This window comes from Rhizobium sp. UFLA01-1127 (assembly GCF_059803845.1).
Map to the genome: position 1 here is coordinate 1 of NZ_JAUQTZ010000269.1, position 2,391 is coordinate 2,391.

The 2,391-nt window shown below is 57.5% G+C and carries 4 protein-coding genes; 1 reads left to right on the forward strand and 3 read right to left on the reverse strand.

The window, feature by feature from the left end:
• From Q4Q11_RS31485 to msuE, 3 genes are all read right to left on the reverse strand, one after another.
• On the reverse strand, nucleotides 1–183 hold a 183-nt coding region (locus tag Q4Q11_RS31485), incomplete at its 3' end, for an RBBP9/YdeN family alpha/beta hydrolase (RefSeq protein ID WP_498571942.1).
• Nucleotides 184–247: 64 nt separating this feature from the next.
• Nucleotides 248–418, reverse strand: coding sequence for a hypothetical protein (locus Q4Q11_RS31490; protein WP_162701534.1), 171 nt, complete (start codon nucleotides 416–418; stop codon nucleotides 248–250).
• Nucleotides 419–469: 51 nt separating this feature from the next.
• The gene (gene msuE / locus Q4Q11_RS31495; RefSeq protein WP_112512633.1) at nucleotides 470–1,030 is read right to left on the reverse strand and encodes an FMN reductase; all 561 of its coding nucleotides are present in this window, start codon (nucleotides 1,028–1,030) and stop codon (nucleotides 470–472) included.
• 301 nt (nucleotides 1,031–1,331) lie between these two features.
• Between msuE and Q4Q11_RS31500 the strand changes: the two genes are divergently transcribed.
• A partial coding sequence (locus Q4Q11_RS31500; protein ID WP_498571943.1) for a family 16 glycosylhydrolase occupies nucleotides 1,332–2,391 on the forward strand: 1,060 nt, incomplete at its 3' end.

The window sequence follows — 2,391 nt, forward strand, 5'->3', positions numbered from 1 at the left end:
GATATAGGCTTCACCCGCCTCTTCGAGCGCGGTCTCCAGTTTCTCCATCCAGCTTTTGAGGTTTGGAAAATCCCAGTCGTCCTGCTCGACGAGCTGAACATCCGGATGATCCCGCAGCCAGTAACGCTGCCAATGTCCCTCACCCGAACCGAACAGGCCCGGCACGATCAGCACCCTGGTCATGGCAGCCTCGCGACGAATGGTGACGAAAGGCTCGACTCGCGATGGGAGATCAAGGGCGTCCCCCTCAATACCAGGGCGCCGGCGTCGAGCACCAATAATAGATCTCGTAGTCGCGGGCGGAAGGCTCCTGCTCGACAGACCCGAGACGATCGGCAGGCCTGCTGCGAATATCCACCTTCTGCGATGCCGCGCCGGCAAACATCGTCTTCAGACGGCTGATGACATTCCATTTCATGTGAGCCTCCATTCCGTTGACAAATCCTGGGTGTTTAAACACCGTCTTCCGTCATTCCGCAGCCGCGAGCACCGGTACCGGATGCGGAAAGAAAGCCGCGAGTTCACCGACGACCTCGTGAATCCGGCTTGCGAGCGGCTCCGACGAAACCTTGTAGTCGGTAAAATCGCGATCCGATGCGTAGACTGCGGTCGGCAGGGTATGCGCCATGAAGAACCCGAAGAGTGGCCGGAGCTGATGCTCGACCATCAGCGCATGCCTGTCTCCGCCGCCGGTCGCCGTGATGACGATCGGCTTGGCGCGCAGCTCGTGCGGATCGATGAGATCGATCAGATGCTTGAAAAGCCCGGGATAGGAGCCCTTGAAGGTCGGAGAACCGATGACGAGGGCGTCGGCCGACACGATCTCGTCAATTACGGCTTCCGCTTGATCGTCGAGCTCGCTGCGCCACTGCGCGGCACCGAGGGACGCGCCGACATCCTGCAAGTCGTAGATGCTGCTTGCAAAGCCATAGCGATCGGCAGCCAGACCGACGACGGTCCGGACCAGTGCGTAGGTCTTGGATGGCCGATTGAAGCTGCCGGCAATGCCGACGAGTTTGGGGGTGCTCATTCTCATCCCTTCCGAAGATCACATGCGTTTTCGATAATGCGAATATTGTCCATAAAAATAGTAGATTAAAAGAAACAGCCATCTCTCGTTATGGGAAAATCGGGAAATCTCTTTCCTGGCTCTGATCTGGATCACGCCGTTTGGGCCGCGAATGCGCTCAGCCTTCGGCTTCGGAGGCATGGTGAAAAACTTTGTCCAAAGGCACTGGCCAGAAGAACGAAGCACGCTATCTGGTGCACATAAGCGGGGAGAAATATTAGGTCTGGGAGGAGGTCGTCCGGCACGAAGGAAGAGGTTTCTCATGCCCAATTCAGTTTTGAACGCTCTTGGACAACCACTTTATTATAGTGACACGTCGACAGGTTTCTTTTCCGCCAGCGGCTCCGGACCGGTGCTCTATGGCACCGCAGGCAACGATTCGATGTGGGGTGACGCCTCCGTCAACGTGACGATGATGGGCGGCACCGGCGACGACATCTACTATCTCTATTCCAACCTCAATCATGCCTATGAGGCACCCAATGCCGGCATCGATACCATCAATACCTGGATGGACTATACGCTGCCGGCCAATTTCGAAAACCTCACCGTCACGGGCGACAATCGCCATGCCTACGGCAACGACGCCGACAATATCATCACCGGCGGCAGCGGCAGCCAGACGATCGATGGCGGCCCCGGCAACGACGTACTGACCGGCGGCGGCGGCGCCGATACGTTCATCGTCAGCAAGGGCAACGGCAGCGATCTTATCACCGATTTCAGCGATGACGACAAGGTCAGGCTCAACCAATATGGCCTGACTTCGTTCGATCAGGTCGTCAGCCATTCCACGCAGGAGGGCGCCAATGTCCGGCTCGATCTCGGCAACGGCGAAAGCCTTGTCTTTGCCAACAAGACCGTCTCCGATCTTCACGCGGATCAGTTCCAGCTCGGGCTCGACAGGTCGTCGCTAACGCAGACCTTTTCGGACGACTTCAACACGCTTTCACTGCATGAGGGAACACAGGGCACGTGGGATGCGAAATACTCCTGGGCACCGGACAAAGGCAGCAGCCTGAATGACGAGCTGCAATGGTACATCAACCCGTCCTATGCGCCGACGGCATCCGCAAACCCTTTTTCCGTCTCCGACGGCATCCTGACGATTACGGCGAAGCAGACACCGGATGCATTGAAATCGATCGTGGATAACCATGATTATACGTCAGGTATTCTGACGACCCATTCCACCTTTTCGCAGACCTACGGCTATTTCGAAATGCGGGCGGAGATGCCACACAACCAAGGAGTCTGGCCGGCTTTCTGGCTGCTGCCCGAGGATGGCTCCTGGCCGCCGGAACTCGACGTGGTGGAGATGC

Bases quoted from the DNA above. Each gene is read 5' to 3' on its own strand.
- msuE (WP_112512633.1), bottom strand. From the start codon at position 1,030: ATGAGCACCCCCAAACTCGTCGGCATTGCCGGCAGCTTCAATCGGCCA.
- Q4Q11_RS31490 (WP_162701534.1), bottom strand. From the start codon at position 418: ATGAAATGGAATGTCATCAGCCGTCTGAAGACGATGTTTGCCGGCGCG.